Below are 24,217 nucleotides of genomic sequence, written 5' to 3' on the forward strand. Positions count from 1 at the left end.
TTCACTCATAACGTAAGGCCTGTGCTGGCTGGGTGCGTGCCGCGCGCCAGGCTGGATACAGGGTAGCAAGGAAACTCAGGACCAACGCGGCGCCGCCCACCATCAACACGTCCTGGGCCTGAACCTGGGACGGCAAGTAGTCGATGAAGTAGACGTCAGCGTTGAGAAACTTGTGGCCGATCAGGGTTTCGAGGGCGGCGATGGCGGCGCTGACGTTCAGCGCGGCCAAAATGCCGACGGCGGTGCCGATCAAGGTGCCGACCACGCCAATCACGGTGCCCTGCACCATGAAGATCGCCATGATCTGCCCTGGCGTGGCGCCAAGGGTGCGCAGAATCGCGATATCGCCCTTTTTGTCGTTCACCACCATCACCAGCGTGGAGATGATGTTGAAGGCCGCCACCGCAACGATCAGCAACAGCAGCAGGCCGATCATGGCTTTTTCCATGCGGATGGCCTGGTACAGGTTGCCGTGGGTGCGGGTCCAGTCGCGAGCGTAGTACTGGGACTCACCCAAATGCTGGGCGATTTCCCACGAGGCACGCGGCGCATCGAACAGGTCGTTGAACTTCAGGCGCAGGCCCTGCACCTGGTCCGGCTGCCAGCGGTGCAGGCGGGCCAGGTCGGTGAGGTTGGTGAGGCCCAGGTACCCGTCGATCTCGCCGGCGCCCACGTGGAAGGTGCCGACCACGGTGAAGCGCTTCATGCGCGGGAACATGCCGGCCGGGGTCACGGTGACTTCCGGGGCAACGAAGGTGAGCTTGTCGCCCAGGCCCACACCCAGTTTGGCTGCGGCCTTGTCGCCGATCACGATGCCGAACTCGCCGGGCGCCAGGTCATCGAGTTTGCCCGAGAGCATGAACTTGTCGATGATCGAGACCTTGCGCTCCTGGGCCGGGTCGATGGCATTGAGCAGGATCTTCTGCACCTTGCCGTCGTTGGTCAGCAGCCCCTGCATCTGGGTGAACGGCGCGACGGCCAGCACCTTGGGGTTCTGCTTGACCTTCTCGGCCAGGCTTTGCCAGTCGCTGATGGGCGCATCGCCTTCGATGGTCGCGTGGGGCACCATGCCCAGCACGCGGGTGCGCATCTCATGATCGAAGCCGTTCATCACCGACAGCACCACGATCATCACGACCACGCCCAAGGCGAGCCCGATCATCGAGGTCAAGGAAATGAACGACACAAAATGATTGCGGCGCTTTGCACGGGTATAACGCGTGCCGATAAATACGAAGAGAGGTCTGAACATGTCGGGGCTTGTTCGGAGGAAAAGAAGACGTCCCGGTGGCGGGGTCTGGTAAGCAGCTTTACACTCTGACCATCACCGTTACCTGGGGTTCGCCATGTCGACATTAGATGAAGAAGAACGCCGCGAATACTACCGTATCGACGACATGATCGCACTTCAAATCAAAAGCCTCTCCACCCCCGAAGCGGCGAGCAAGGAAGTGTTGCTGGATGATTCGCCGCTGTTCAATCTGCTCAGCGAACTGCACCTCAGCGAATTCGAAGCCCAGCACCTGTTGCGCCAGATCAGCGAGAAGGACCGCAGCCTCGCCGCCTTCCTCAAAGTGCAGAACAAACGCCTCGATTTACTCAGCCAGATCATGGCCCGCGGCCTGCTGGACGAGGTCGGCGCACCGCAGCCGGTGATCATTTCCGAAGGCGGCATCGACTTCCAGCACCCTACCCCGCTCGCCACCGGCGCGCACCTGGCGGTCAAGCTGGTGCTGATGCCCCAGGCGCTTGGCCTGCTGCTGCGCGCACGGGTCACCCACTGCGACCCCAAGGGCAATGGTTTTGACGTAGGCACGGAGTTCGAGTCCATGACCGACGCCCAACGCCAACTGCTCGCCCGCTACATCCTGCAGAAACAAGCCCAGGAACGACGCCTGGCGCGGGAACAAAGCGACGCCAAAGACACCTGAATACGTATTCACCCCGCCAGACACCCTGGCGCATAGGAGCAACTGTGACCCTGATTTACGGCCACCGCGGTGCCAAAGGCGAAGCACCGGAAAATACCCTGACCAGCTTTCAGGAGTGCCTCAAGCACGGCGTGCGCCGTTGCGAACTGGACCTGCACCTGTCCATGGACGGCGAGCTGATGGTCATCCACGACCCAACCCTCAAACGCACCGCCGACCGGCGCGGCAAAGTCGTCGAGTACTCGGCGGCGGACCTGGTGAAGATGGACGCACGCAAAGGCGGCCCTGGATGGGTCAAGCCGTGCCCGATTCCGCGTCTGGAAGAGTTGTTCGAACAGTGCGACTTCGATCACTGGCAACTGGAAGTCAAAAGCGCTTCGCGCACCCGCGCGGCAACCACCGTACTGGCAATCCGCGAGATGGCCGTGCGTCATGGCTTGATGGACAAGGTCACCGTGACCTCAAGTTCGCGGGAAGTGCTGAAAGCGGCGGTTGAACTCACCCCGGACCTGTCACGCGGCCTGGTCGCCGAATACGCCTGGCTCGACCCGCTGAAGGTCGCGCAAAACTACGGCTGCGAGATTCTGGCGCTGAACTGGACGTTGTGCACCCCTGAGCGTCTGGAAAAAGCCCAGCGCCAGGGCTTGCACGTGTCCGTGTGGACGGTCAACGAACCTGCGCTGATGCGCAGGCTCGCCGACTTCGGCGTAGATAGCCTGATTACAGACTTTCCCGGTTTGGCCACTGCCACCCTCGAGAATTACTGAAATCGGTCTCCCCGGCCGGCTCAGGCCACCGGCCGGAGCCGCTCAAAAAAGCCGGTTGAGGCCGTCGTAGGCCGCTACCCGATAGGCTTCAGCCATGGTCGGGTAGTTGAACGTGGTGTTCACGAAATACTTGAGGGTATTTTGCTCACCCGGCTGGTTCATGATGGCCTGGCCGATGTGCACGATCTCCGAGGCCTGGTAGCCGAAGCAATGCACGCCGAGAACTTCCAGGGTCTCGCGGTGGAACAGGATCTTCAGCATGCCTTGCGGCTCACCGGCGATCTGCGCACGCGCCATGCTCTTGAAGAACGCCTTGCCCACTTCATAAGGCACCTTGGCCTTGGTCAGTTCGTGCTCGTTCTTGCCGATGGAGCTGATCTCGGGAATCGTGTAGATCCCGGTCGGCACGTCGTTCACATAACGCCAGCTGCCATTGTCGACGATGCTGCCAGCGGCCGAACGGCCCTGGTCATGGGCGGCGCTGGCCAGGCTCGGCCAACCGATCACGTCACCGGCGCCGTAGATGTTTGGCACGCAGGTGCGGTAGTTCTCGTCCACCTCGATCTGGCCACGGCTGTTGACCTTGACCCCGATGTTTTCCATGCCCAGCTTGTCGGTGTTGCCGGTACGGCCGTTGCACCACAGCAAGGCGTCGGCCTTGATCTTCTTGCCGGACTTGAGGTGCAGGATCACCCCGTTGTCCAGGCCTTCGACCCGCTCGTACTCTTCGTTGTGGCGCACGGTGATGTTGTTGTTGCTGAAGTGGTAGCTCAACGCCTGGGAAATTTCCGAGTCGAGGAAGCTCAGCAACTGGTCGCGGTTGTCCACCAGCTCCACCAGTACACCCAGGCCGCTGAAGATCGAGGCGTATTCGCAACCGATCACGCCGGCGCCGTAGATGATGAGTTTGCGCGGGGTATGGCCCAGGCTCAGGATGGTGTCGCTATCGTAGATACGCGGGTGGTGGAAATCGATATCGGCCGGGCGATACGGGCGCGAACCGGTGGCGATGATGATGTGCTTGGCCACCAGCTTTTCGACCACGCCGTTGGAGCACACGACTTCAACGGTTTGCTCGTCGGCGAAGCTGCCGGTGCCGAAGAACAGGTCGACACGGTTACGCGCGTAGTAACCGGTGCGCGAGGCCACTTGCTTGGAAATGACTTTCTCGGCGCTTTTAAGCACGTCCGGGAACGAGAACCAGCGCGGTTCACCAATGGCCCGGAACATCGGGTTGGTGTTGAACTGCATGATCTGGCGCACTGAGTGACGCAAGGCCTTGGACGGGATGGTACCCAGGTGGGTGCAGTTACCGCCGACCTGGCGACGGCTATCGACCATCGCCACCTTGCGCCCTGCCTTCGCGGCGTTCATCGCCGCACCTTCTCCAGCCGGGCCGGAACCCAGTACCACCACGTCGTAGTTGTAGACAGCCATGCGTACTCCTCAGAACAGGCCAGGCGTACGGTTGGACGCCAGGCTAAATCATGCCGCGGCCAGCGGTCATGAAGGACAATTTGGCTCAAGTGTGTGAACCGGGGCACAGTCTATATAAGGCTCAACGCCGCGCACATTAACCCTTGGTCGCGTCGTAGGCCAGTATTGCCTTAACTACACGCTTAGGAAATTGCAATTACACTGTCGGCACGCACCTTTGCAGGACGAGCCATTATGCGGCATGTCGTTTTCTGTTTATTGCTGATGTTGTCGATCACGGTGCAGGCCAGTGAAGCAGACCGCCTCAAGCAGGCCAACTTCCCCACCCAATCCCACGCGTTGGCGCTGAAAAACCAGGCCGTGCTGGTCTATCTCTGGGCCGATGTGTACGCCGCTGCGCTATACACCCCGGCCAATCTCAGCGCGAAGCAGGCGTGGGACGGGCAGAAGGATCTGCGCCTGGCGCTGTACTACTTTCGCAACATCGACCGCAACGACGTGATCAAGGCCGCCACCACGGCCCTCGAACGCCAGCAAACAAGCGCAACCCTTGCCCGCCTGAAGCCGGAACTGGATCAACTGCATGCCCGTTTCCGCGACATCCAAAGCGGCGACCGCTACGCCCTGGATGTTCGTCCCGGACGCGGCCTGAACCTGGAGATCAATGACCAGGTGGTGTTCAGCAGTCGCAACGACGAACTGGCAAAGGCTTACCTCGGCATCTGGCTCGCGCCCAAAGGCCTGTCCGATAGCCTGAGAAACACTCTCCTGAATTAATCACCGCTTGTAAAAACACCAAAGAACCCATGTGGGAGCTGGCTTGCCTGCGATAGCGGTGGGTCAGCCATTCATTGGCTGACTGACACACTGCAATCGCAGGCAAGCCAGCTCCCACAGCGTTCTCTATCGACAATGGCATTCGCGCATTTAGTCAGCTTGCTATCGGTTTCTGTTGCGGGTAGTGGCCAATACACATATGGTTACAAAACACCGCAAGGACGAACAGCGACCAGGGAATCACTAATAAGATAGCCAAGATGAGTGAATGACATGTCCACTTCAACGGGCAAAGGCAAAGCGATTTTTCGCGTTGTCAGCGGTAACTTCCTCGAGATGTTCGACTTCATGGTCTACGGCTTCTACGCCACGGCCATTGCCAAGACCTTCTTCCCCACCGACAGCGCCTTTGCCTCCCTGATGCTGTCCCTGGCGACCTTCGGCGCCGGCTTCCTCATGCGCCCCCTCGGCGCCATCTTCCTCGGCGCCTACATCGACCGTCACGGCCGCAAGAAAGGCCTGGTGATCACGCTGGCGCTGATGGCCGCAGGTACCATCCTCATCGCCTGCGTGCCCGGCTACGCCACACTGGGGGTCGCCGCGCCGCTGCTGGTGCTGTTCGGCCGCTTGCTGCAGGGCTTCTCGGCCGGCGTCGAGCTGGGCGGTGTGTCGGTGTACCTGGCGGAAATCGCCACGGCCGGCCGCAAGGGCTTCTTCGTCAGTTGGCAGTCGGCCAGCCAACAGGCCGCCGTGGTGTTCGCCGGCTTGCTGGGCGTGGGCCTGAACCACTGGCTCAGCCCCGAACAAATGGGCGACTGGGGCTGGCGCGTACCGTTCCTGATCGGCTGCCTGATCGTGCCGGTGATCTTCGTGATTCGCCGCTCCCTGGAAGAAACCCCTGAATTCCAGGCACGCAAGCACCGCCCTACCCTGCAGGAAATCGTCCGCTCTATCGGTCAGAATTTCGGCGTCGTCATCGCCGGCATGGCGCTGGTGGTGATGACCACCGTGTCGTTCTACCTGATCACCGCCTACACCCCGACCTTTGGCAAAGCCGAGCTGCACCTGTCGGACTTCGATGCATTGCTGGTGACGGTGTGCGTAGGCATCTCCAACTTCATCTGGTTGCCGGTGATGGGGGCTGTGTCCGACAAGATCGGGCGTAAGCCCCTGCTGCTGGGTGCGACGATTCTGGCGATTCTTACGGCCTACCCAGCGCTGTCGTGGCTGGTGGTCAACCCGAGTTTCAGCCATTTGCTGATCGTGCTGTTGTGGCTGTCGTTCCTGTACGGTTCGTACAACGGCGCAATGGTGGTGGCGCTCACCGAGATCATGCCGGTGGAAGTGCGTACCACCGGGTTTTCCTTGGCCTACAGCCTGGCGACGGCGACCTTTGGTGGGTTTACGCCAGCGGCGTGTACCTACCTGATCCATGTGCTGGATAACAAGGCGGCGCCAGGGATTTGGTTGAGTGGTGCGGCGGTGTTGGGATTGATTGCGACGCTGGTGCTGTTTAAAGGCAATCGGCATGAGCTGAGGACCGCGCAGGCTTCTGTAGTCGGTGGCGCCTGATGAGCCGTCATCGCAGGCAAGCCAGCGCCCACATTTGAAGGTATTCACAGATCCAAATGTGGGGGCTGGCTTGCCTGCGATGAGGCCCTACCAATCAACACAAATCCAACAGGCATAAAAAAGCCCCGAACCAGTCGGGGCTTTTTCATTCAGCGCTGATGCTTAGCGCGGGAACGACGGCGGGTTGACCCCGGCCATGTCTTCCATCACGCGAACCACCTGGCAGCTGTAGCCGAACTCGTTGTCGTACCACACGTACAGGACAACGCGGTTGTCCTGGGTAATGGTCGCCTCGGCGTCCACCACACCGGCGTGGCGCGAGCCTACGAAGTCGGTGGAGACCACTTCCTGCGAGTTGACGAAGTCGATTTGCTTATGCAGATCGGAGTGCAGCGCCATGTAGCGCAGGTACTCGTTCATCTCTTCACGGGTGGCGGCTTTCTCAAGGTTCAGGTTGAGAATGGCCATCGACACGTTTGGCGTCGGCACGCGGATCGCGTTACCGGTCAGTTTGCCAGCCAGCTCAGGCAGGGCCTTGGCAGCAGCGGTGGCAGCACCGGTCTCGGTGATAACCATGTTCAGCGCGGCGCTACGACCACGGCGATCGCCTTTGTGGAAGTTGTCGATCAGGTTCTGGTCGTTGGTGTACGAGTGAACGGTCTCGACGTGGCCGTTGACGATGCCGAACTTGTCATTCACAGCCTTCAGCACCGGCACAATGGCATTGGTGGTGCAGGAAGCGGCGGACACGATCTTGTCGTCAGCGGTGATTTCGCCGTGGTTGATGCCATGAACGATGTTCTTCAGCTTGCCCTTGCCCGGTGCGGTCAGGACAACGCGGTCGATACCCGGGCAGGCCAGGTGCTGGCCCAGGCCGTCGGCATCACGCCATACGCCGGTGTTGTCCACCAGCAGGGCGTCCTTGATGCCGTACTGGGTGTAGTCCACCTCAGTCGGGTTCTTCGCGTAGATCACCTGGATCAGGTTACCGTTGGCGGTGATGGTGTTGTTTTCTTCGTCGATGACGATGGTGCCGTTGAACGGGCCGTGTACCGAGTCGCGACGCAAGAGGCTCGCGCGTTTGGTCAGGTCGTTCTCGGCGCCTTTGCGCACAACGATGGCACGCAGGCGCAGGCCGTCGCCGCCACCGGTTTTTTCGATCAGGATGCGTGCCAGCAGACGGCCGATACGACCGAAGCCGTACAGCACCACATCGGTGCCTTTGCGGGCGGCGGCGTTTTGCTGGCCGACCACCTCAGCCATTTCTTCACGCACGAACTGCTCGGCGGTACGGCCGGCGCCTTCTTTGCGGAATTTGTAGGCCAGCTTGCCCAGGTCTACCGAAGCCGCGCCGAGCTTGAGCTCGCTCATGGCCTTGAGCAGGGGGAATGTTTCGTGGACGGAGAGTTCGCTGTCGTCGGCGGAGCGATGGCGAGCAAAGCGGTGCGCCTTGAGAATCGCGATGACTGATTGGTTGATCAGGCTGCGGCCATAGATCGAGCTCACCACATTGTTATTGCGGTACAGCTGACCGATAAGCGGAATCATCGCTTCAGCGAGTGCTTCACGGTCGATCCATTCACCAAGACACTGGTCGGGCTTCTGAGTCACGGGAACCTTCCACATGTAGGGGCAGAAAAAAGGGGCTACATTATGCCGCCCGGTCGCCCCCGGAGCAATGCGCCCCAGGCAACAAAAAGTGCTTGCGAAAAATTGACACCCCTCTGCAGCCCAGTAAATACGCGGGTTCCAGAAGGCCACCTGGTTGGCTGCCAGCGTGACTTGTCCGTAACCCTCCGAAAACCTCGTGCTTTTTGACACTACATATTGAGTCAAAACCCAGCATTGTTTGTCTTAGCCACTACATTTCCTACAAACCGTAATAGGCTCAGTCAGCAACTGACAGACGGCGCCTCGGACCGTTACAATTACCGACTTTGTCGCAACGCTTGGAGCTCAACCTTCCGTGCCCGTCCTGCGTCTACCGCTTCTCCCTGCTGCGGCAGGCAAACAGCACTGGGGCAACCTGCCCGGTGCCGCCCTGAGCCTGGCCATTGCCGAGGCTGCCAGCGCAGCCAAGCGCTTTACCCTGCTGCTCACCGCCGACAGCCAGAGTGCCGAACGGCTGGAGCAGGAGCTGAGCTTCTTCGCCCCCGATTTGCCGGTGCTGCATTTCCCCGACTGGGAAACCCTGCCCTACGATCTGTTCTCGCCGCATCAGGACATCATTTCCCAGCGCATCGCCAGCCTGTACCGCCTGCCGGAACTGGCCCACGGCGTGCTGGTGGTGCCGATCACCACCGCGCTGCACCGCTTGGCGCCGACCAAGTTCCTGCTGGGCAGCAGCCTGGTACTGGATGTCGGCCAGAAGCTGGACGTCGAGCAGATGCGCACGCGCCTGGAGGCCAGTGGCTACCGCTGCGTCGACACGGTGTACGAGCACGGTGAGTTCGCCGTGCGTGGCGCGCTGATCGACCTGTTCCCGATGGGCAGCAAACTGCCCTACCGCATCGACCTGTTCGATGACGAAATCGAGACCCTGCGCACCTTCGACCCCGAAAACCAACGTTCCATTGACAAGGTGGACTCGGTCAAGCTGCTGCCGGCGCGGGAGTTCCCGCTGCAAAAAGACGCGGTCACTCGCTTCAAGGCGCGCTTCCGTGAACGTTTCGACGTGGACTTCCGTCGCTGCCCGATCTTTCAGGATTTAAGCAGCGGGATTACACCGGCCGGTATCGAGTACTACCTGCCGCTGTTCTTCGACGAAACCTCCACCCTGTTCGATTACCTGCCCCAGGACACCCAAGTGTTCTCGCTGCCGGGCATCGAACAGGCTGCAGAAAACTTCTGGAACGACGTGCGCAACCGCTATGAAGAGCGCCGCGTCGATCCATCCCGTCCTTTATTGCCGCCAGCCGAGCTGTTCCTGCCGGTGGAAGACTGCTTCGCCCGCCTGAAAAGCTGGCCACGCGTGGTCGCCAGCCAGCAGGACGTGGAAAGTGGCGCCGGCCGCGAGCGTTTTCCCGCGCAAACGCTGCCAGACCTGGCCATCCAGGCCAAGGCCAACCAGCCCCTGGAAGCGTTGTCCAACTTCCTCGGTGACTTCCCTGGCCGTGTGTTGTTCACCGCCGAATCCGCCGGCCGCCGCGAAGTGCTGCTGGAACTGCTCGAACGCCTGAAGCTGCGACCGAAAACCGTCGACAGTTGGCCCGACTTTGTAAAAAGCAAAGACCGCCTGGCGATCACCATCGCACCGCTGGATGAAGGCTTGCTGCTGGACGACCCGGCGCTAGCCTTGATCGCCGAGAGCCCGTTGTTCGGCCAGCGCGTGATGCAGCGCCGTCGCCGTGAAAAACGCGCCGACGCCAACAACGATGCGGTGATCAAGAACCTCACCGAGCTGCGCGAAGGCGCACCGGTGGTGCACATCGACCACGGCGTGGGCCGCTACCTGGGCTTGCAGACGCTGGAGATCGACAACCAGGCCGCCGAATTCCTCACCATGGAATACGCCGAGGGCGCCAAGCTCTACGTGCCAGTGGCCAACCTGCATTTGATTGCGCGCTACACCGGCAGCGACGACGCCCTGGCGCCGTTGCACCGCCTTGGCTCCGAGACCTGGCAAAAAGCCAAGCGCAAGGCCGCCGAACAGGTGCGCGATGTCGCCGCCGAACTGCTCGACATCTACGCACGCCGCGCCGCTCGCGAAGGTTATGCGTTCGCCGACCCGAAGGCCGACTACGCCACCTTCAGCGCAGGCTTTGCCTTCGAAGAAACCCCGGACCAGCAAACCACCATCGAAGCGGTGCGTGCCGACATGCTCGCACCCAAGCCGATGGACCGCCTGGTCTGCGGCGACGTGGGCTTCGGCAAGACCGAAGTGGCCATGCGCGCGGCCTTCATTGCGGTGCACGGTGGCAAGCAAGTGGCGATCCTGGTGCCCACCACCCTGCTCGCCCAGCAGCACTACAACAGCTTCCGCGACCGCTTTGCCGACTGGCCGGTGACCGTTGAAGTGATGAGTCGCTTCAAGTCGGCCAAGGAAGTGAATGCTGCGGTCGCTGATTTGGCCGAAGGCAAGATCGACATCGTGATCGGCACCCACAAACTGCTGTCCGATGATGTGAAGATCAAGAACCTGGGCCTGGTGATCATCGACGAAGAACACCGTTTTGGGGTGCGCCAGAAGGAACAGCTCAAGGCCCTGCGCAGCGAAGTCGACATCCTGACCCTCACCGCCACGCCAATTCCGCGCACGCTGAACATGGCAGTGTCGGGCATGCGTGATCTGTCGATCATCGCCACGCCGCCCGCGCGCCGCCTGTCGGTGCGCACCTTTGTGATGGAGCAGAACAAGAGCACGGTCAAGGAAGCGCTGCTGCGTGAACTGCTGCGCGGCGGGCAGGTGTACTACCTGCACAACGACGTGAAGACCATCGAGAAATGCGCCGCCGACCTTGCCGAGCTGGTGCCGGAGGCACGTATCGCCATCGGCCACGGGCAAATGCGCGAGCGCGAACTCGAACAGGTGATGAGCGACTTCTACCACAAGCGCTTCAACGTGCTGATCGCCTCGACCATCATCGAGACCGGCATCGACGTGCCAAGCGCCAACACCATCATCATCGAGCGCGCCGACAAGTTCGGCCTGGCCCAGCTGCACCAGTTGCGCGGCCGGGTCGGGCGCAGTCACCACCAGGCCTACGCCTACCTGCTGACGCCGCCGCGCCAACAGATCACCGGCGACGCCGAGAAACGCCTGGAAGCCATCGCCAACACTCAGGACCTGGGCGCGGGCTTTGTGCTGGCCACCAACGACCTGGAAATCCGAGGCGCCGGCGAACTGCTGGGCGACGGCCAGAGCGGGCAGATCCAGGCGGTGGGGTTCACCCTTTATATGGAAATGCTTGAACGCGCGGTGAAGGCCATCCGCAAGGGCGAGCAACCGAACCTCGACCAACCGCTGGGTGGCGGTCCGGAAATCAACCTGCGCTTGCCGGCGTTGATCCCTGAAGACTACCTGCCGGACGTGCATGCGCGGCTGATCCTGTACAAGCGCATCGCCTCGGCCACTGACGAAGAAGGCCTCAAGGACCTGCAGGTGGAAATGATCGACCGATTCGGCCTGCTGCCGGAACCGACCAAGAACCTGGTGCGCCTGACCCTGCTCAAATTGCAGGCCGAGCAGCTTGGCATCAAGAAAGTCGACGCCGGGCCGCAAGGCGGGCGTATCGAGTTCGAAGCACAGACGCCGGTGGACCCACTGGTGCTGATCAAGCTGATCCAGGGCCAGCCCAACCGCTACAAGTTCGAAGGGGCTACGCTGTTCAAATTCATGGTGCCGATGGAACGCGCCGAAGAACGCTTTAATACATTGGAGGCGCTGTTCGAGCGCCTCATCCCGAAATCTGCTTGAAGGACGCCCCAATGCGCCTGTTCCGCATGTTGAGCCTGTTGTTGGTGGTCGTGGCGCCGGCGGCCTTTGCCGACAGCCCGTACCAGGTGGAAATGATCCTGGTGCGCCAGAACGCAGAGCCGGTGATCAACAGCCGTGCCGCGCCGGAAAACTGGGATGCCGGCGCAGCGCGCCTGGGCACCGATAAAATGAGCCCGCCGCGCCTGAACAACATTGTCGACAAACTCAGTGCCGACAACAGCTATACCGTGCTGGCGCACAAGGCCTGGGAACAGACCCTGGGCGACCAGCCGGTGAAAGTCGCGATCACCGACGGTGCGGAGCAGTTCGGCCAGTTCCCGATCGAAGGGGTGTTGAGCCTGCAACTGGGCCGCTTTACCGATATCGATGCCGACTTCTGGATCAATCAGTTCGACAGCAACGGCAGCGTGGTCGCCAGCGAACACCTGAGTCAGAAAGACGTACGCACCAAGAACAACCAGCTCAATTACCTGGACGGCGGCCACCTGGCGCTGCTGATCAAGATCACTTCGCTCACCGCCAAACCGCCCAGCGCACCCCCGCCCGACATCCAGGACTGATCCAGCACCATGCCCCTGACGTCGTCCTTGACCAAACCCCTGGCCCCTTCGTGGGCCAATCGCTTTAAAGAGCAAAGCCTTGAGCGTGGCCGGCGCTATGCCCTGGAAAACCGGGTGCGCATTGTCGAGTCCGGTGACAGCACCATCGTCGCCAGTTGCGAAGGCTCGGGCGGCAATGTGTATCGGCAGACCATTTCGCTGCGCGAGTCGGCCAAGGGCACGTTGATTCTGGTGGACAGCCGCTGTACCTGCCCGGTGCACACCAACTGCAAACATATCGCCGCGGTGCTGCTCAAGGTCCAGGAAACCCTGGCCTACCCAGCCGCCGCCCAGGATGCCGAGCTGCTGGAGAAACTCCAGGCGGTGCTGGATAACCGCGTGGTGTTGCCGCAAGTGGTGATGGAGGACGTGCTGCCGGTGCCGCGCCTGTGGATGGCCAGCGTGGAGTTCAGCGCGTTTGAACCGCGCAACGGCAAGATGCAGCGCTACATCCAGCACCGCGCGGCGCTGTCGTTCAACTACCTGGGCAACTATGTCAGCGGGCAGAAAAATGCCGACATCATCGTGCGCCAGGAAACCCAGAGCCTGCGGATCAAGCGCCATCCCGAACTGGAACAACCCTATCGCGAACAGCTGCGCCAGCTGGGGTTCAAGATCGCCACGCGCCAGAGCAAAGCCCTGCCGGAAAGTGCCGGCGAGCTGTTCGAGATGGTCAATGACAGTGCCTGGCTGAACTTCACGCTCAACGCCTCGCCGGGTTTACGCGCCGAGGGTTGGGAGCTGCAGATCGATGAGGACTTCGGTTTCGACCTGAGCGCCGTCGATGACTGGTACGCCACGGTCGATGACGGGCCAGAGCGCGACTGGTTCGACCTGGAACTGGGGATCATCGTCAACGGCGAGCGGCTGAGCCTGTTGCCGATCCTGCTGAACCTGATGCGCTCCCACACCGAGATCCTCAACCCCGAGAAACTGGCGCGACGCCGCGATGACGAGCTGATCCTGGTGAACATCCCGGGCCTGCCCAATGGTCACGGTCCGATACAGGTCGCGTTGCCCTACGGCCGCCTGAAACCGGTGCTGGCCACCCTCGGCGAGTTTTACCTGCAGGAGTCGGGTACCACGGCTTTGCGGCTGGCCAAGGCCGATGCGATCCGGCTGAACCCACTGGAAGACCTGCCCCTGCAATGGGAAGGTGGCGAGAAGATCCGCAACTTTGCCCAGCGCCTGCGGGATATCAGGGACTTCACCTGCGTGGCGCCCGAAGGCTTGAACGCCACCTTGCGCCCTTACCAACTGGAAGGTTTGAGCTGGATGCAGTCACTGCGCCAGTTGAATGTCGGTGGGATTCTTGCGGATGACATGGGCCTGGGTAAGACCCTGCAAACCCTGGCGCATATTCTCACGGAGAAAGCCGCTGGGCGCCTCGACCGTCCTTGCATGGTGGTGATGCCTACCAGCCTGATCCCCAACTGGCTCGACGAAGCAGCGCACTTCACCCCGCAACTCAAGGTGCAGGCGTTGTATGGCGCCGGGCGTAAGAAACATTTCGCTAACCTGCAGGATTACGACCTGCTGTTGACCACCTACGCGCTTCTGCCCAAGGACATCGAACAACTCGCCGCCCTGCCCTTGCACGTGCTGATCCTTGATGAGGCCCAGTACATCAAGAACCCGTCGAGCAAGGCGGCCCAGGCCGCGCGTGAACTGAATGCGCGGCAGCGTTTGTGCCTCAGTGGTACACCGCTGGAAAACCACTTGGGTGAGTTGTGGTCGCTGTTTCACTTCCTTCTGCCGGGCTGGCTGGGCGACGTGAAAAGCTTCAACCGCGATTACCGCGTGCCGATCGAAAAACGCGCCAGTGATGTGCGATTGCAGCACCTGAACGGTCGGATCAAGCCGTTCCTGTTGCGCCGCACCAAGGAGCAAGTGGCCACCGAGCTGCCGCCCAAGACCGAAATCATCCACTGGGTCGACCTCAACGAAGCCCAGCGCGATGTGTATGAAACCATGCGCCTGGCCATGGATAAGAAGGTGCGCGACGAGATCACCCGCAAGGGCGTGGCGCGCAGCCAGATCATCATTCTTGAGGCGCTGCTGAAGTTGCGTCAGGTGTGCTGCGACTTGCGGCTGGTCAACGATGCCACCCTGCCCGCCCGTGGCAGCAGTTCGGGCAAGCTCGACAGCTTGATGGAAATGCTTGAAGAGTTGTTTGCGGAAGGTCGGCGGATCCTGCTGTTTTCCCAGTTCACCTCAATGCTGAGCCTGATCGAAGCCGAGCTGAAAAAACGTGGCGTGGCCTACGCACTCCTGACGGGCCAGACCCGGGATCGGCGCACGCCAGTGAAGGATTTCCAGAGCGGCAAGCTGCAGATTTTTCTGATCAGCCTGAAGGCCGGTGGTGTGGGCTTGAACCTGACCGAAGCCGACACGGTGATCCACTACGACCCGTGGTGGAACCCGGCCACGGAAAACCAGGCGACTGATCGGGCGTACCGCATTGGCCAGGAGAAGCCGGTGTTCGTGTACAAGATGATTGCCCGGGGTACGGTGGAGGAGAAAATCCAGCACCTGCAGAAGGAAAAGTCCGACTTGGCAGCGGGCGTGCTGGATGGGCGTACTACCGGAGACTGGCAGCTGGGCAACGAGGATATCGAGGCGTTGTTTGCGCCGTTGCCCCACAAACAGGAAAAGCGCTGACTGTCAGATCGCTATCGCAGGCAAGCCAGCTCCCACAGGTGACCGCGTTTCTTCAAGATAACTGCGGTCGAATGTGGGAGCTGGCTTGCCTGCGATGGGCGCACCGCGGTTTTCAGCCGATCAACTGCGCTTCACGCAGCGCGGTAACTGCCGCCAACCAACGCGGATCCTGCTTGTAGTCCGTCGACGCCATCGCCTGGCCGCGCATCCGCGCGATTCGAGCCGATGGCTTGACCTTCATACGCTGGGCGGCGGTCAACGCCAGTTCTGCAGCCGCGCGATCATTGCACACCAACCCCATATCACAACCCGCCGTCAACGCTGCCTCAATCCGGCTGGCCGCATCACCGACCACATGCGCCCCCGCCATCGACAGGTCATCACTGAAAATCACCCCGTCGAACTGCAATTCACCACGCAGGATGTCCTGCAGCCAGCGGCGCGAGAAGCCTGCCGGTTGCGCATCAACCTGCGGATAGATCACATGCGCCGGCATCACTGCCGCCAACTGCTGGCTCAGGCGTGCGAAAGGCACCAGGTCATTCGCACGAATCTCTTCCAGGCTGCGCTCGTCATTGGGAATGGCCACGTGGGAATCGGCCTCGGCCCAGCCATGTCCTGGGAAATGCTTGCCGGTGGCGGCCATGCCGGCGCTGTTCATGCCACGAATGAACGCGCCAGCCAACAGCGCTGCGCGTTCCGGGTCGCCTTCGAAGGAACGGGTGCCCACCACCGCGCTACGCTGGTAATCCAGGTCAAGCACGGGGGCGAAGCTCAGGTCCAGGCCCACGGCCAGCACTTCGGTCGCCATGATCCAGCCACACTGCTCAGCCAGGTATTCAGCGTTGGGGTTATCCGCCAGCGCACGCATGGCCGGCAAGCGCACGAAGCCCTGGCGCAGACGCTGCACGCGGCCGCCTTCCTGGTCGACGGCCAACAGCAGGTCCGGGCGCACCGCACGAATGGCCGCGCTCAGTTCCCGCACCTGGCGTGGATGCTCGATATTGCGTGCAAAAATGATCAGCCCGCCCACTTCCGGCTGGCGCAACAGGTGGCGATCCTCGGACGTCAGCCAGGTGCCGGCAACGTCGACCATCAATGAACCTTGCAGGGCAGCAGTCATAAACCTTCCTTAAATAACGCACACAACCCGTTGCCCTCACTTGGCGCCATTATCAATGGGGGCTCGGTGAGAACAACGGGTTGCGAGTAAATAGCTGAATTCGGCATGGGCGGCTAGCTTAGCGGATGCAAGCGGCCGCGCACACCCGGGTCGATCACGCCTTGGCGACAGCCGGTGTCGATTTGCTGCGCGGGCGCAACTGGGCGGCGGCCATGGCCGGATCGGTGACGCCGGTTTCGGCACGCATCCCGGCGGCGAGAAACGGCACCATCAGGCGCATGACCTGCTCAATGGAGGTGTTGACGCCGAAATCGGTCTCGGCAATTGCACGCAGCGCCTTGATCCCGGACATGCTGAAAGCTGCGGCGCCGAGCATGAAGTGCACACGCCAGAACAGCTCAATCGGAGGAATACGCGGCGCGGCTTCGTTGACCAGCAGCATATAACGGCGGAAAACCTTGCCGTACATATCTTCCAGGTAACGGCGCAAGTGCCCCTGGCTCTGGCTGAACGCCAGGCCCAACAGGCGCATGAAGATCGACAGGTCGTTACCGCTGCGCGGCTGGACTACCAAGGCTTGTTCGACCAGCATTTCCAGCAGGTCTTCCAGGCTTGGCTTGTTGTCGGGCTTGGTCTGGCGACGCTCCAGCTCACGGTCGAGGCTGGCGCAGAACGGCCCCAGGAAGCGCGAGAACACCGCCTGGATCAGGGCCTTTTTCGAGCCGAAATGGTAGTTCACTGCGGCGAGGTTGACCCCGGCCTTGCTGGTGATCAGCCGCAATGAAGTTTCAGCAAATCCTTTTTCCGCGAACAATTGCTCGGCAGCATCGAGAATGCGTTCAACGGTTTCCGACTGGGCCATGGCTACTCCGCCTGACAAACACTTGTTTGAAACATACGTTTCAGGTTGTGTCTTGTCAACCCTGTGGGTCCGTTTTCCGGCCGGGCAGTCATCTATTTCATCACTATTTAATCACATCCGCCGAGGTCTGTAGGCAGCGCTATCCCTGCCTTGCAGGAAGGGTGACGAATGACCGTCCAGCGGAGTGGCCGAAAAGGATGATTGCCAAGTGCAGTTCACTGTATATAATCCCAGTCACTGTATAAAAAGACAGAGCGATCAACATGCTAAAACTGACGCCACGCCAAGCTGAGATTCTGGCTTTTATCAAGCGCTGCCTCGATGACAACGGCTACCCGCCGACACGAGCGGAAATTGCGCTGGAACTGGGGTTCAAGTCCCCCAACGCCGCCGAGGAACACCTCAAGGCCCTCGCCCGCAAAGGCGCGATCGAAATGACTCCGGGGGCTTCACGCGGTATCCGCATCCCTGGCTTCGAAGCCAAGGCCGACGAATCGACACTGCCGATCATCGGTCGCGTCGCAGCCGGTGCGCCGATCCTGGCGCAACAGCACGTCGAAGAGTCATGCAACATCAATCCGACCTTCTTCCATCCTCGCGCCGACTACCTGTTGCGGGTCCATGGCATGAGCATGAAGGACGTGGGCATTTTCGATGGCGACCTCCTGGCCGTCCATACCACCCGCGAAGCCCGCAATGGCCAGATCGTTGTCGCCCGTATCGGCGATGAAGTCACCGTCAAACGCTTCAAGCGTGAAGGCAGCAAGGTCTGGCTGTTGGCCGAGAACCCTGAGTTCGCCCCGATTGAAGTGAACCTGAAAGATCAGGACCTGGTGATCGAAGGCTTGAGCGTCGGCGTTATTCGCCGCTAAAGGAGGCACCATGCAGCTCGTCCATACCCCACAACACACACAACTGTCGCTGTTCGAGGCCTTCATGGCCCAACCCCTTGCGCCCATCCTCAAGGAAACGGTCGAAGCGCCCTGGAGCGCCGAGCCTGAGGCGTTCAGTGAACTGTCGTTGCGCGGTACGGCCGGGAGCTGCCTGAGCCTGCTGGCGCCGGTCCTGCGTGAATTGAGCGAAGAGCAGGATGCGCGCTGGCTGACACTGATCGCCCCACCGGCCAGCCTGACCCAGGCCTGGTTGCGGGACGCGGGCCTCAATCGTGAGCGTATCCTGCTGCTGCAACCCCGCGGCACGCAGAGCGCTCAACAATTGACGTGCGAAGCCTTGCGCCTTGGGCGCAGCCACACGGTGGTGAGTTGGTTGAACCCATTGAATGCGACAGCCAAGCAACAGCTGATCAGCGCTGCACGCATGGGTGATGCGCAGAGCTTGAATATTCGATTGGGGTAAACGGGGGCGCTACTGGCGGGCTATTTATCGGGCCTGCCTCGCCCAGGATGCTGTATGCCTCACCCCGGACTGCTTTATACCTCACCGGGTGCTGTATGCCTCACCGGACGCTATATGCCTAGCCGAGTGCTGTAATGAGCGGGCTTGCCCCGCGCTGGGCTGCGCAGCGGCCCCAAACCAGGCACCGCATAATTTCTGATAGATCGCGTTAATCAATTTGGGGCCGCTGCGCAGCCCAGCGCGGGCCGAGCCCGCCCACCACAACCCGCGTACTTAGTGCAGAACCCGCGGCCCCTCTTCTTTCTCCGGCTCGCCTTCAGCCAAACGACCGGCCATCTGCACACCCACGCTCAACATGGCTTTCGCCACTTCCACGTGCTGGCCTTGCAGGAACGCTTTGGCGTCCTCGGAAAAATCCAGAATAACCAGAGAACCCTCGTCCTCTGCCCGGCGCAGCTCGATTCGGCCGTCAGGCAACTCAACAATTTCCAGAAAGGACGTCGGCATAAAAGTCTGTTCTCCACGAAAGGCCGGGATTATATCAGTCATCCACCCGGCCCCGCTGAGGATCTGAAGAGGTTTCTTTACAGCTTGATGAACGGTCCTACCCGCCGACCGACACCTACCACAAACCCCTGCAGGAGCCGGCTTGCCGGCGATGGCGATACCAAGACCGTCATCGCCGGCAAGCCGGCTCCTACAAAGCCATCAGCATTCGTTCAAGCCTTCGCGAAAGCGCAGCGCCATCTTTTTCAATTCCTGACGCCAGCTCTCCAGCTCTTCCCGGCTCAATGGCTTGGGCTCTTCCTCTTCCACCGCAACCGCGACGATCAACGGTTGCGTCACGTCGCCCTTCGGCACATGAGGAATACGCGGCGGCTGGAACATATCCGCGTGAGCCTTGAGCAAACGCGCGACCCAACTGTCAGGGCTTTGAGCCATTTCCACCAATTCGGCCAGTTCAGGAATCGCCATCGTGTCCAGCACTTCGCGATTCATGATCATTTCTGCACGGGGCGAACCGGCCTGGGGCAAGCGGTAGAACCCGGCGATTTCATGGCACAGGCCCAGCAAGGCGCCGTACAGGTGGAACAAGGCCGCTTCACGTCCCGCCTGGACCAGCGCGATGGCGTTCATCTCCTTCCCTTCCCCGGCACGGCCAAGGGCTTCCAGGGACAAACCCGCGAAGTAAATTTTCTGATTGGTACGGGTATAGAGTTCGTTGGCCATGACGGCAATCTCCACAACGAATAGGCGTGATGCTGGCTTAGGGGCAAGCTTGCTGTGGCGAGGGAGCTTGCTCCCGCTCGACTGCGCAGCAGTCGCGTGCTTTCTTGGGAGAGCCTCGCCCCCAGCGCAAGCAAGCTTGCTCGCCACAATAAGCTCACTCCTGCAACAAGAAAAGGCCGCCTATACAGGCGGCCTTTGTATTTCGCAGACTAGTCGATCAAGCGCCCTGGCGCTTGTCCTCGACCTTCCACTTGCCACCGTCGTAGAACGCTTTCCAGCCGGTAGGCTTGCCGTCCACTTCGGTCTGCACGTATTGCTCCTTGGTCTTTCGGCTGTAGCGGATCACCGCCGGACGACCATCGGGATCCTTCTTCGGCGCTTCGCACAGGAAGTGGTACTTCGGATCGATCTCATCCTTGTGCGGCACGATCTCCAGCACCAGCGGCGCACGGGTCTCGCGGTTTTTCGGGAACTGGCTGGCAGCCAGGAACAGCCCCGAAGCACCGTCGCGCAGGATGTAGGTGTCGTTGACCTTCTCGCACTTGAGCTCAGGCATCTTCACCGGGTCCATCTTCGGCGGCGCCGCATCACCGCTTTTGAGCAACTTGCGGGTGTTCTTGCACGTCGGGTTGGTGCAACCGAAGAACTTGCCGAAACGGCCGGTCTTGAGCTGCATCTCGCTGCCGCACTTGTCGCACTCCAGGCTTGGGCCTTCATAGCCCTTGATGCGGTAGGTGCCCTCTTCGATCTCGTAGCCGTTGCAGTCCGGGTTGTTACCGCAGATGTGCAGCTTGTGCTTCTCATCCAGCAGGTAGGCGTCCATCGCCGTGCTGCAGATCGGGCAACGGTGCTTGCCACGTAGTACCAGCGACTCGGATTCACCCTCGTCGTCGGCGGCGATCTCATCGCCCGGCACCAGGTTCACGGTGGCCTTGCAACGCTCTTTCGGCGGCAGGCTGTAGCCCGAGCAGCCGAGGAACACGCCGGTGGAAGCGGTACGGATCTGCATCGGACGACCGCAGGTCTGGCACTGGATGTCAGTCATCACCGGCTGGTTGGCGCGCATGCCACTGTCCGGGCTTTCGGCTACTTCGAGTTTTTTCTTGAAGTCACCGTAGAACTCGTCCAGTACGTTTTTCCAGTCGCGTTCGCCCTGGGCCACGTCATCGAGGTTCTCTTCCATGCCGGCCGTGAAGCCGTAGTCCATCAGGTTGGAGAAGCTCTCGGACAGGCGCTCGGTGACGATGTCGCCCATCTTTTCCGAGTAGAAACGACGGTTGTGCAGCGCCACGTAGCCACGGTCCTGGATGGTGGAGATGATGGCCGCATAGGTCGAAGGACGACCGATACCGCGTTTTTCCATCTCTTTGACCAGGCTGGCTTCCGAGTAACGTGCCGGTGGCTTGGTGAAGTGCTGGGACGGGTCGAGCTTGATCAGCTTCAACACATCGCCCTGGGCCATGTCCGGCAGCACGTCGTCATCGCCAGGCTTGGCGATCTGCGGCATCACACGGGTGTAGCCGTCGAACTTGAGGATACGGCCCTTGGCACGCAGCTCGAAGTCGGAGGCCGCCACGGTAACCGTGGTGGACAGGTATTGCGCCGGCAGCATCTGGCAGGCCAGGAACTGGCGCCAGATCAGCTCGTAGAGGCGCTCGGCGTCGCGCTCCATGCCGCTCAGCTTGGCAGGCGTGGTGTTGGCGTCGGAAGGACGAATCGCTTCGTGAGCCTCTTGTGCGCCTTCCTTGCTGCTGTAGACGTTCGGTTTCTCCGGCAGGTACTTTTTGCCGAACTCGCCTTCAATATAAGTACGCGCCATCGCGACCGCGTCCACCGACAGGTTGGTGGAGTCAGTACGCATATACGTGATGTAGCCGGCTTCGTACAAACGCTGGGCCATCATCATGGTTTTCTTCACGCCAAAGCCCAGGCGGTTACTCGCGGCCTGCTGCAGGGTGGAGGTGATGAACGGCGCCGACGGCTTGCTGCTGGTCGGTTTGTCTTCGCGCTTGACGATGCTGTAGCTGGACGCCTTGAGCTTTTCCAGCGCGGCCATGGCCTGGGCTTCGTTCAGCGGCTTGAAGGCCTCGCCTTTTTCGCGGGCCACTTCAAAGCGCACGTTGGCGCCCTTGGCGGTGCCGAGGTCAGCGTGGACTTCCCAGTATTCTTCAGGGATGAACGCACGGATTTCGCGCTCACGCTCCACCACCAGCTTCACGGCAACCGATTGCACGCGGCCGGCCGACAAACCACGGGCGATCTTGGCCCACAGCAATGGCGAGACCATGTAACCCACGACGCGGTCGAGGAAACGACGGGCCTGCTGGGCGTTGACGCGGTCAATGTCCAGCTCGCCCGGCTTGGAGAAAGCTTCCTGGATGGCTTTCTTGGTGATTTCGTTAAACACCACACGCTTGTAGCGGCTGTCATCACCGCCGATGGCTTCCCGCAGGTGCCAGGCAATGGCTTCCCCTTCGCGGTCCAAGTCCGTTGCGAGATAGATGGTGTCGGCATCCTTGGCGAGCCGGCGCAGCTCTTCGATAACCTTTTCCTTGCCCGGAAGGATCTCGTACTTGGCTTTCCAGCCATGATCCGGGTCCACACCCATGCGCGAGACCAGCTGCTTGCGCGCTTTCTCTTTAGGGGTGAGCACCGGACCTTCGCCCGCAGCGGCCTTGCCGCGCTTGGCGGCTGGCTCCTTGCTGGCGCTAGCCGAACCGCTGGTGGGCAGGTCTCGGATATGGCCGATACTCGACTTCACCACGTACTCGTTGCCCAAGTACTTGTTGATGGTCTTGGCCTTAGCCGGGGATTCCACAATGACCAGCGATTTGCCCATGGATCGGAAAATTCCTGAATTCGAGAAGTGAAAGGCAGTTGGCGCCTGTCGCGGCAACGCTATATATAGTGGCAACAAGGTGAGGTCAAGCGCAGCATTCTGCGCGGCCTGCCGTTATTGCCCTGAAAAAAGACTGGGTTCGGCCTGGACCAAAGCAAAGCGCGGGACTTGCTCGCCGTCAACTTCGACGGTCTCCACAAACATGCTCAATGGGCGCACCCAAAAGCCGTAATCGCCATACAGTGCTTGGTAGAACACCACTTCTTCTTCGGTCTCGGAATGCCGCGCCACACTGAAAACACGGTACTGCGGACCTTTATAATGCTGGTAGAGCCCTGGTTCGACTTTCATGCTCTGGCCCTCTTACAAAATTTGTTAAAAAAAAAATACAAAACTGCCAAAAAACAAAAACCGGGGCACTGGGCCCCGGCTTCCGTCAACCCAACGCTTAGACGCGTTCGAAGACGGTGGAAATGCCTTGGCCGAGACCAATGCACATGGTTGCAACCCCGAGGTTGCCGCCATTTTGCTTCATCACGTTAAGCAAAGTGCCAGAAATCCGCGCACCGGAGCAACCGAACGGGTGGCCCAGGGCAATCGCACCGCCGTGCAGGTTAACCTTCTCATTCATCTTGTCGAGCACTTTCAAATCTTTCAGCACTGGCAGGGCCTGTGCGGCGAACGCTTCGTTGAGCTCGAAGAAGTCGATGTCGTTGATGGTCAGGCCTGCGCGCTTCAAGGCTTTTTGTGTGGCCGGTACTGGACCATAGCCCATGATCGCCGGGTCCACACCCGCCACGGCCATCGAACGAATCACGGCCAGCGGCTGGATACCCAGGTCCTGGGCACGCTGCGCCGACATCACGATCATGCACGAGGCACCGTCGGTGATTTGCGACGAAGTACCGGCTGTCACGGTGCCGCCCTTTGGATTGAAGGCTGGCTTCAAGGCCGCCAGGCTTTCCAGGGTGGTGTCCGGACGAATGGTTTCGTCATAGTCGAACAATTTCAGGAAGCCGTTCTCGTCATAGCCGTTCATCGGGATGATTTCATCCTTGAACTTGCCTTCCACGGTCGCCTTGTGGGCGAGCTGGTGGGAACGCAGGCCGAACGCGTCTTGGGCTTCGCGGGTGATGCCGTGCATCTTGCCGAGCATTTCCGCGGTCAGGCCCATCATGCCCGAGGCTTTTGCCGCGTACAGCGACATGTGCGGGTTCGGATCGACGCCGTGCATCATGCTCACGTGGCCCATGTGCTCCACGCCACCGACCACGAACACATCACCGTTGCCGGTCATGATCGCCTGGGCGGCGGTGTGCAGGGCGCTCATCGACGAGCCACACAGGCGGCTGACGGTCTGGCCAGCAGCCGTGTGCGGGATCTGGGTCATCAGCGACGCCATGCGCGCGATGTTCCAGCCCTGCTCCAGGGTCTGGTTGACGCAGCCCCAGATCACGTCCTCGACTTCGTTAGGGTCGACCTTGGTGTTGCGTTCCAGCACTTTGCTGATCAGGTGCGCCGACATGTCTTCGGCGCGGGTGTTGCGGTGCATGCCGCCCTTGGAGCGGCCCATCGGAGTGCGGCCGAAGTCCACAATCACGACGTCTCTTGGATTCAAGCTCATAA

Annotated in this window: 19 protein-coding genes; 9 read left to right on the forward strand and 10 right to left on the reverse strand. The window is 60.8% G+C overall.

The window, feature by feature from the left end; genetic code table 11:
- Nucleotide 1 precedes the first annotated feature (1 nt).
- The gene (locus tag ACVWVP_RS10675; RefSeq protein ID WP_178921486.1) at nt 2–1,252 is read right to left on the reverse strand and encodes a lipoprotein-releasing ABC transporter permease subunit; all 1,251 of its coding nucleotides are present in this window, start codon (nt 1,250–1,252) and stop codon (nt 2–4) included.
- Between the two features lie 94 nt (nt 1,253–1,346).
- Between ACVWVP_RS10675 and ACVWVP_RS10680 the strand changes: the two genes are divergently transcribed.
- Complete coding sequence (locus ACVWVP_RS10680; protein ID WP_176995352.1) at nt 1,347–1,931, forward strand: PilZ domain-containing protein; 585 nt, start codon at nt 1,347–1,349, stop codon at nt 1,929–1,931.
- 44 nt (nt 1,932–1,975) lie between these two features.
- A complete protein-coding gene (locus tag ACVWVP_RS10685) occupies nt 1,976–2,698 on the forward strand; it encodes a glycerophosphodiester phosphodiesterase (protein WP_176995351.1) in 723 nt (240 codons plus the stop codon).
- Between the two features lie 42 nt (nt 2,699–2,740).
- On the opposite strand, the gene sthA is transcribed toward ACVWVP_RS10685, so the two are convergent.
- Nucleotides 2,741–4,135, reverse strand: a complete 1,395-nt coding sequence (gene sthA / locus ACVWVP_RS10690) for a Si-specific NAD(P)(+) transhydrogenase (protein ID WP_016971429.1) — start codon at nt 4,133–4,135, stop codon at nt 2,741–2,743.
- Nucleotides 4,136–4,369: 234 nt separating this feature from the next.
- On the opposite strand from sthA, the gene ACVWVP_RS10695 reads away from it, so the two are divergent.
- Nucleotides 4,370–4,912: a chalcone isomerase family protein gene (locus tag ACVWVP_RS10695; RefSeq protein WP_178921491.1), complete on the forward strand. Its 543-nt coding sequence runs from the start codon at nt 4,370–4,372 to the stop codon at nt 4,910–4,912.
- A 273-nt stretch (nt 4,913–5,185) separates the two neighbouring features.
- Nucleotides 5,186–6,484: an MFS transporter gene (tcuC, locus tag ACVWVP_RS10700; protein WP_176995348.1), complete on the forward strand. Its 1,299-nt coding sequence runs from the start codon at nt 5,186–5,188 to the stop codon at nt 6,482–6,484.
- 162 nt (nt 6,485–6,646) lie between these two features.
- Here tcuC and ACVWVP_RS10705 read toward each other — a convergent pair whose 3' ends face one another.
- The gene (locus ACVWVP_RS10705) at nt 6,647–8,110 is read right to left on the reverse strand and encodes a glyceraldehyde-3-phosphate dehydrogenase (RefSeq protein WP_259173432.1); all 1,464 of its coding nucleotides are present in this window, start codon (nt 8,108–8,110) and stop codon (nt 6,647–6,649) included.
- A gap of 340 nt (nt 8,111–8,450) precedes the next feature.
- On the opposite strand from ACVWVP_RS10705, the gene mfd reads away from it, so the two are divergent.
- From mfd to ACVWVP_RS10720, 3 genes are read left to right on the forward strand one after another with little or no spacing between them, the layout of a single operon-like run.
- Entirely contained in the window at nt 8,451–11,900 is a 3,450-nt protein-coding gene (gene mfd, locus ACVWVP_RS10710) for a transcription-repair coupling factor (RefSeq protein ID WP_457405712.1), read from the forward strand.
- 11 nt (nt 11,901–11,911) lie between these two features.
- Nucleotides 11,912–12,481, forward strand: a complete 570-nt coding sequence (locus tag ACVWVP_RS10715; RefSeq protein WP_178921497.1) for a CsiV family protein — start codon at nt 11,912–11,914, stop codon at nt 12,479–12,481.
- A gap of 9 nt (nt 12,482–12,490) precedes the next feature.
- Complete coding sequence (locus ACVWVP_RS10720) at nt 12,491–15,181, forward strand: DEAD/DEAH box helicase (protein WP_457405715.1); 2,691 nt, start codon at nt 12,491–12,493, stop codon at nt 15,179–15,181.
- 112 nt (nt 15,182–15,293) lie between these two features.
- Here the strand turns inward: ACVWVP_RS10720 and nagZ are convergent, their stop codons facing one another.
- Together nagZ and ACVWVP_RS10730 are read right to left on the reverse strand one after the other, a co-directional pair.
- A complete protein-coding gene (gene nagZ, locus ACVWVP_RS10725) occupies nt 15,294–16,304 on the reverse strand; it encodes a beta-N-acetylhexosaminidase (protein ID WP_178921501.1) in 1,011 nt (336 codons plus the stop codon).
- Between the two features lie 154 nt (nt 16,305–16,458).
- Nucleotides 16,459–17,166 (reverse strand): TetR/AcrR family transcriptional regulator, encoded by a 708-nt coding sequence (locus tag ACVWVP_RS10730; protein WP_176995342.1) that lies wholly within the window; start codon nt 17,164–17,166, stop codon nt 16,459–16,461.
- A gap of 263 nt (nt 17,167–17,429) precedes the next feature.
- On the opposite strand from ACVWVP_RS10730, the gene lexA reads away from it, so the two are divergent.
- Together lexA and sulA are read left to right on the forward strand one after the other, a co-directional pair.
- Entirely contained in the window at nt 17,430–18,038 is a 609-nt protein-coding gene (lexA, locus tag ACVWVP_RS10735; protein ID WP_003172575.1) for a transcriptional repressor LexA, read from the forward strand.
- A 10-nt stretch (nt 18,039–18,048) separates the two neighbouring features.
- Nucleotides 18,049–18,522, forward strand: coding sequence for an SOS-induced cell division inhibitor SulA (gene sulA / locus ACVWVP_RS10740; RefSeq protein ID WP_178921503.1), 474 nt, complete (start codon nt 18,049–18,051; stop codon nt 18,520–18,522).
- 273 nt (nt 18,523–18,795) lie between these two features.
- On the opposite strand, the gene ACVWVP_RS10745 is transcribed toward sulA, so the two are convergent.
- The 5 genes from ACVWVP_RS10745 to fadA form a co-directional block, all read right to left on the reverse strand.
- The gene (locus tag ACVWVP_RS10745; protein ID WP_176995340.1) at nt 18,796–19,029 is read right to left on the reverse strand and encodes a hypothetical protein; all 234 of its coding nucleotides are present in this window, start codon (nt 19,027–19,029) and stop codon (nt 18,796–18,798) included.
- A gap of 201 nt (nt 19,030–19,230) precedes the next feature.
- Nucleotides 19,231–19,752: a DUF6586 family protein gene (locus ACVWVP_RS10750; protein ID WP_457405719.1), complete on the reverse strand. Its 522-nt coding sequence runs from the start codon at nt 19,750–19,752 to the stop codon at nt 19,231–19,233.
- A 217-nt stretch (nt 19,753–19,969) separates the two neighbouring features.
- Complete coding sequence (gene topA / locus ACVWVP_RS10755; RefSeq protein ID WP_457405722.1) at nt 19,970–22,591, reverse strand: type I DNA topoisomerase; 2,622 nt, start codon at nt 22,589–22,591, stop codon at nt 19,970–19,972.
- Between the two features lie 114 nt (nt 22,592–22,705).
- Nucleotides 22,706–22,942: a DUF1653 domain-containing protein gene (locus ACVWVP_RS10760; RefSeq protein ID WP_028619417.1), complete on the reverse strand. Its 237-nt coding sequence runs from the start codon at nt 22,940–22,942 to the stop codon at nt 22,706–22,708.
- Between the two features lie 97 nt (nt 22,943–23,039).
- Nucleotides 23,040–24,215 (reverse strand): acetyl-CoA C-acyltransferase FadA, encoded by a 1,176-nt coding sequence (gene fadA / locus ACVWVP_RS10765; RefSeq protein ID WP_016971415.1) that lies wholly within the window; start codon nt 24,213–24,215, stop codon nt 23,040–23,042.
- Nucleotides 24,216–24,217: the final 2 nt, after the last annotated feature.

The organism is Pseudomonas sp. TE24901, assembly GCF_054058375.1.

Excerpts from the sequence above, each read along its gene's own strand:
- ACVWVP_RS10695 (WP_178921491.1), top strand. The coding sequence starts at position 4,370 with ATGCGGCATGTCGTTTTCTGTTTATTGCTGATGTTGTCGATCACGGTG.
- ACVWVP_RS10675 (WP_178921486.1), bottom strand. The coding sequence starts at position 1,252 with ATGTTCAGACCTCTCTTCGTATTTATCGGCACGCGTTATACCCGTGCA.
- ACVWVP_RS10715 (WP_178921497.1), top strand. The coding sequence starts at position 11,912 with ATGCGCCTGTTCCGCATGTTGAGCCTGTTGTTGGTGGTCGTGGCGCCG.
- nagZ (WP_178921501.1), bottom strand. The coding sequence starts at position 16,304 with ATGACTGCTGCCCTGCAAGGTTCATTGATGGTCGACGTTGCCGGCACC.
- ACVWVP_RS10705 (WP_259173432.1), bottom strand. The coding sequence starts at position 8,110 with ATGTGGAAGGTTCCCGTGACTCAGAAGCCCGACCAGTGTCTTGGTGAA.
- ACVWVP_RS10760 (WP_028619417.1), bottom strand. The coding sequence starts at position 22,942 with ATGAAAGTCGAACCAGGGCTCTACCAGCATTATAAAGGTCCGCAGTAC.
- ACVWVP_RS10745 (WP_176995340.1), bottom strand. The coding sequence starts at position 19,029 with ATGCCGACGTCCTTTCTGGAAATTGTTGAGTTGCCTGACGGCCGAATC.
- ACVWVP_RS10680 (WP_176995352.1), top strand. The coding sequence starts at position 1,347 with ATGTCGACATTAGATGAAGAAGAACGCCGCGAATACTACCGTATCGAC.
- lexA (WP_003172575.1), top strand. The coding sequence starts at position 17,430 with ATGCTAAAACTGACGCCACGCCAAGCTGAGATTCTGGCTTTTATCAAG.
- sulA (WP_178921503.1), top strand. The coding sequence starts at position 18,049 with ATGCAGCTCGTCCATACCCCACAACACACACAACTGTCGCTGTTCGAG.
- fadA (WP_016971415.1), bottom strand. The coding sequence starts at position 24,215 with ATGAGCTTGAATCCAAGAGACGTCGTGATTGTGGACTTCGGCCGCACT.
- ACVWVP_RS10750 (WP_457405719.1), bottom strand. The coding sequence starts at position 19,752 with ATGGCCAACGAACTCTATACCCGTACCAATCAGAAAATTTACTTCGCG.
- tcuC (WP_176995348.1), top strand. The coding sequence starts at position 5,186 with ATGTCCACTTCAACGGGCAAAGGCAAAGCGATTTTTCGCGTTGTCAGC.
- ACVWVP_RS10720 (WP_457405715.1), top strand. The coding sequence starts at position 12,491 with ATGCCCCTGACGTCGTCCTTGACCAAACCCCTGGCCCCTTCGTGGGCC.
- sthA (WP_016971429.1), bottom strand. The coding sequence starts at position 4,135 with ATGGCTGTCTACAACTACGACGTGGTGGTACTGGGTTCCGGCCCGGCT.
- topA (WP_457405722.1), bottom strand. The coding sequence starts at position 22,591 with ATGGGCAAATCGCTGGTCATTGTGGAATCCCCGGCTAAGGCCAAGACC.
- ACVWVP_RS10730 (WP_176995342.1), bottom strand. The coding sequence starts at position 17,166 with ATGGCCCAGTCGGAAACCGTTGAACGCATTCTCGATGCTGCCGAGCAA.